This is a genomic window from Collinsella aerofaciens, assembly GCF_039752985.1.
GTDB classification, from domain to species: Bacteria; Actinomycetota; Coriobacteriia; order Coriobacteriales; family Coriobacteriaceae; genus Collinsella; species Collinsella aerofaciens_BT.
Genome location: NZ_JBDMHA010000044.1, coordinates 14807 through 19349, shown reverse-complemented (window position 1 = coordinate 19349; position 4543 = coordinate 14807). Strand labels below are relative to the sequence as shown.

2 protein-coding genes are annotated in these 4543 nt (G+C 58.7%); both read right to left on the bottom strand.

Annotated features, from left to right (window positions below; genetic code table 11):
• Window positions 1-225 precede the first annotated feature (225 nt).
• Window positions 226-1908, bottom strand: a complete 1683-nt coding sequence (locus ABHR76_RS06935) for an isopeptide-forming domain-containing fimbrial protein (protein ID WP_250787327.1) — start codon at window positions 1906-1908, stop codon at window positions 226-228.
• Window positions 1862-4543: Spy0128 family protein (locus ABHR76_RS06930; RefSeq protein WP_346977152.1), on the bottom strand; the 2682-nt coding region annotated here is incomplete at its 5' end. The genes ABHR76_RS06935 and ABHR76_RS06930, both read right to left, overlap by 47 nt.

The window sequence follows — 4543 nt, the reverse complement described above, 5'->3', positions numbered from 1 at the left end:
TAAAGCCGTTTGTCTCCACCCGCGTAGCGGGTGGTTTAAAGCTGGCCGCTGCGCGGCCAGCGGACTAAAGTCTTGAACGAGGCGGGGCACTCGGTCATATCGACCGGGTGCCCCGCTTTTCTTGGAGGGTTCTCTAGTAACTTTTTCAAAACCAATGATCATCAGGTCGGTAGGCCTGCGCGTCACTCATTACGGAGGCAGTACGCCAGTGAGCATGAAAGGCAATTATTTTTCACGACGACCGCCTCCCCGCTTGATGACGAGCCCGACAACAATAGCCGCCACTCCGATGGCAGCCAAAGCCGCCACCAGCACCAACGTTCTATCTCCCGTCGAGGGTATAAAGCCACGACTTGCTTCTTTGCTCGGGGTGTTGAGCACCGACAGCTCAATCGAACCCGTCCCGGCATCGGCGGTATCAACCCGCAGAGGGCTTTTGACCGACACGGTCACCTTGAGCTTCGCGGCCGCCACCTGCTTAGCGTCCAATCCCTCAGACGTAACCGTTACCGTTCGTTTGCCCTCAAAGGCGGTGTATCCCTTGGGAGCCGCGGCCTCCTCGACGGTGTAGACACCCGCGTCCACACCGCTCAATTCCGCGTGGCCGTCCGCGCCCGTGATGACGCACGCGTCAGCATCCGTCGACCACGAGCCGTCGGTCGTTAGGATGCGCCCGCGGTCATCGATGATGCGCAGTTTGGCACTCGCGAGCGGTTTATCGTCCGAGCTCGAGCGCTTGATGAGGCTGAGTCCCCAGGTATAGGCCGTGGCGTCATCACTCGGCGTATGGGTGAATCCGGCATCGCCGGACTGGTCGACGAGGGGAGAGCGCGGGTAACGCAGGTAGACCTCGTTGGGGTTGCCCTTGGTGGCGCCTCGATTGCAGTTGGCCCCCAACGGCGCATTGTAGACAGCAACCACGCGGGCGCCCGCGGCAAAGGCGTCAGCCCCGCCGAGCGCGGCGATGAGGTCGCCGGTGCGCGCGGTGAAGGCATTGCCCTCGACCGAGACCTTGCACTGTGAAGTAATGTCTGTCCACCCTTTAGCCGGCGTCGAGTTGGTGTTGCCACCCTCACATGCGACGACGTCGAAGCCGCCGTCCGCGCCCGCCGCCACGTACACGCGCACGCTCGCGGCCACCTTGGAGGGGTCGAGCCCCGCACTCATGGTGTCGACGAACTGTACCGTATAGGTGTCGTACGCCGTGAGCCCCGCCGGGACCGTGGCCGAGAGGCGCCAGTACAGGTCGTCGGCAACCGTGGCGTCGGCGGCCTTCTGCCAGGCGGCGGTGCTGTCCTCCAGCACGTGTTTTTGGACCTTGGGGGTCGCCGCCTTGGGCTTGACGGTGACGGCGCTGCCGCCGACCAGGGTCATGATCGGCGCGGTGCCGGCCTCGCCCTGGGCGATGGCGTCGCCGTCGGCGACGATGAGCCAGTAGCCGCAGGGCAGCTCGGCCGCCGTGCCCGCGTTAAGGGCCACGGAAGTTGCGTCGGCATTGCAAATCGCGCGGGCAAGCTTTGCCGTCAGCGCGGTCGTCATATGCCCGTCGGCATTCATCCACTCGGCAGTCTCTTGCGCCGCCGATGCCGAGCCATCAAGCCCCGCATCATGAAGCACGGGAAGAACGGCTTGACGAACCGCGCCATTCGCCCACGTTACGTCAGTTGCAATTTTATGGCCAGCATCGTCATCATCGATAACTGTCGCCGAAAAGAGCTGGTACGCGTCATACCGCGTCGCGACTGTACCGTCCACCGTAATGGCACCGGTGTCGGCAGCACGAGCCGTCCTGGGCAGCATCGCAAAAGAGAACATAGCGACCGTAGCTATCGTTGCGACGGCCAACAAGCGGCACCAAAGCCTACTCACGGCGACCACCTCGATCTTGATCGCGATGGCGGTGAGCATGCATCCATGTCGCGGCAAAGCACAGCAGCGAAGCGCCAGCCAGATACGTCATAGTCAAGCCGGCACCGCCTGCCTCGGGAAGCGTGGTCGAGTATCTGTTGGTAAAAGTCGGCGGGGTCGAAGAGCCATTGTCATAGGTGACGGTGGCGACGAGATTCCTCTCACCGTTGTCCACCTTAACCGTAACCTTGTGCTGGGTCCTGTCGTAGGTGATGTGGTCCTTGACGTTGTTCTCGGCGCCCTCGGGGACGACCTCAGAGATGGTATAAGTATAGGTATCGGCCTTGTTGTAGTCGACGTTGAAGGAGACGTTGCCCATGGCATCGTTGGTCACCGTTTGGAGCACCCTGTCCTTGTCATCCTTGAGCGCGAACGAGAACTGACCTTCCTTGAACGTTCCGCCTGCGAGCACCTTCTCTGCGTTAATAACCGCCTTGCCCGTCATGCGGTTGTCGTAGACCCAGATCTCGTCCTTCTTTGTATCGTCGATGATCTCCGCACCGTCGACGATGTCCTTTGCCTTAGTTAGCACAGCCTGATAATCCTTGTCGCTCGCGCTGCCCTTGAGCATGATCCACGTGGGATCGGCCTTGGCATAGCCAACAGGCGCCTTGGTCTCCACGAGCTGATAGAGCACGCAATTACTCATCTTCTTGTCGCTTGTGCCGAACGAGATTTTGCCGTTGGCGTCGGTGGGAACGTCGATCGCGGCCTCGTCAAACGGCGTTCTGGCGTTCTCTACATTTCCGTCATCCGCAACCTGGCCCATATCCACGCTGTAGAGTGTGAACTTCGCCCCCTCGAGCGTCGCGCCGACCTGCTGGGCGTCGTACTTGGTCATCGTGATGCTGTAGCCGTTGCCGCCCGCGCTGGCGGACGCATTTTGAATCTTCCATTTTTGCTCGTCGATCGCCGAACCCTCCGTCACCCCCGCAAGCTCGGCGGTGTTGGAAAGGGACACCTCTTCGCCGGGGTTTCCGGTCGGGATAACCTCATACTCGACCTTGAGGTATTTCCCGTCGGGCACCTCAAGAGTCAACTTCGTACACGAGCCAGATTCATCCTTGACTTGCTCCATCTTCGACGAATAGTCCTTATCAGCCAGCGGTGACCAGGCACCATTCACCTGCTCATAGACCTTAAGCGTCGACGGCACCAGCGCGCACTTGGCATCCATGGTATCGACGAGCTCAAGGAAGTCGGTGCCATTTTTAAGGGCAACGGCAGACTCGTTAACAAGAATGGTGTATTTGATGCGATTGCTATTGGCAACCTGCTCGCCGGACTTTTTGATGACGTTGTTCTTAATGATGACGTCACCTTTACCGGAATCGAACTGTTTAACTCCTGACCCCGCGCTGGCCTTGTTGGTGAACTTCACCTCGTTTGTGGAGGTATCGAGCTCACCGCGCTTGACCGCCGTCTTGTACGTGAGCTTTGCGTAGCCGGCATAGCTTTCAAGCTCAGTCGTGGGGATGGAGAAGGTGACCGTATTGCCGTTGCGGCTGACGTTGTCGGCGGCGAGCGTCCGACCCGTAACGACCTCCTTGGCCTCGCCTCCGCGATGAAGCCCCGTATGTTTATCATAGGGGTTCTGCACGAGCGTATACTTTGCGGAATTCGCAACATAGCTCATACCATCCGGAAGGCTATCAACGATATTCAGCGGTTTCCCGCCCAGCTTTCCAGCTCCATAGTATTCGAACTCGCCATTTGCGCCCTTATTACCCTTTTGGCGGTTTGCATACACCGTCCAGTCGACGATCCAGGCGCCCTTCTCATCCGAGCCGTCAACGGTATGCCAATCGAAGTTCTCAACCCAAGACACCTTCGACTCCGCTTCCGGCTTCTCGACCGCGGGCATCGTTTCTCGGTTGACAACGTACTTGATGGGTTCGGTGAACGGCCACTGTAGTCTCAGGCCCGGTGCTTCGACCGCTGCGAAGTTTGAGTACCAGCCCGACAGCGCTTCTGATGTGGTGTCGTAGGTGATAACGGCGTAGTCCTCGTTCTCGAGAGCGGCTTTCACGTTGTCGGTAACGATGATTTTGAGGTCGTAGTTTTTCTTTGTTTCATTACCCGGATAGCTGGTCGTTGGTCTCCAGTCGGTGCCCGGAACCAGCTCGGTATTGCCGATTTTAATGGTAATGGAGCTTTCGTCGACGCCAAGTTTCTGCGACCATGCCGACTGAAACGTGTCCTTCACCGTCACCTCGCCTGGATGGGCCGCATTGACGATCGCCTTCAGCGCGACCTTCGTCTCCCACGTCGCCCTGCCCGTCGTCGCCGCCTCATCGTATCTCACGAGCCTCTTGGTGATCGGCACAACACCCGTCAGCTGCGGCGTGAAACTGCCATCATCCGTACCGGAAACGGAACCTTTGCGCTCGATGGTCGCGCTGTTGCGCACGGTGTCGTACGAGCTCGTATCGTTCATCTTGGTGTGATAAACGATGCAGTAGGTGGCGTACTTATCCTCAAGGTTGTTCGGGAACGTATAGGAAAAGAAATTATCCTTAGGTTCAAGTTTTCTTTCACAAATCTTGACTCCGCTCGCCTCCGAGTCGCCTTTGTAAACCGTAAAGTTGCCCGTATACGTCTGTTTTCCGTCCAGATTATCGGTGAACATGTATCC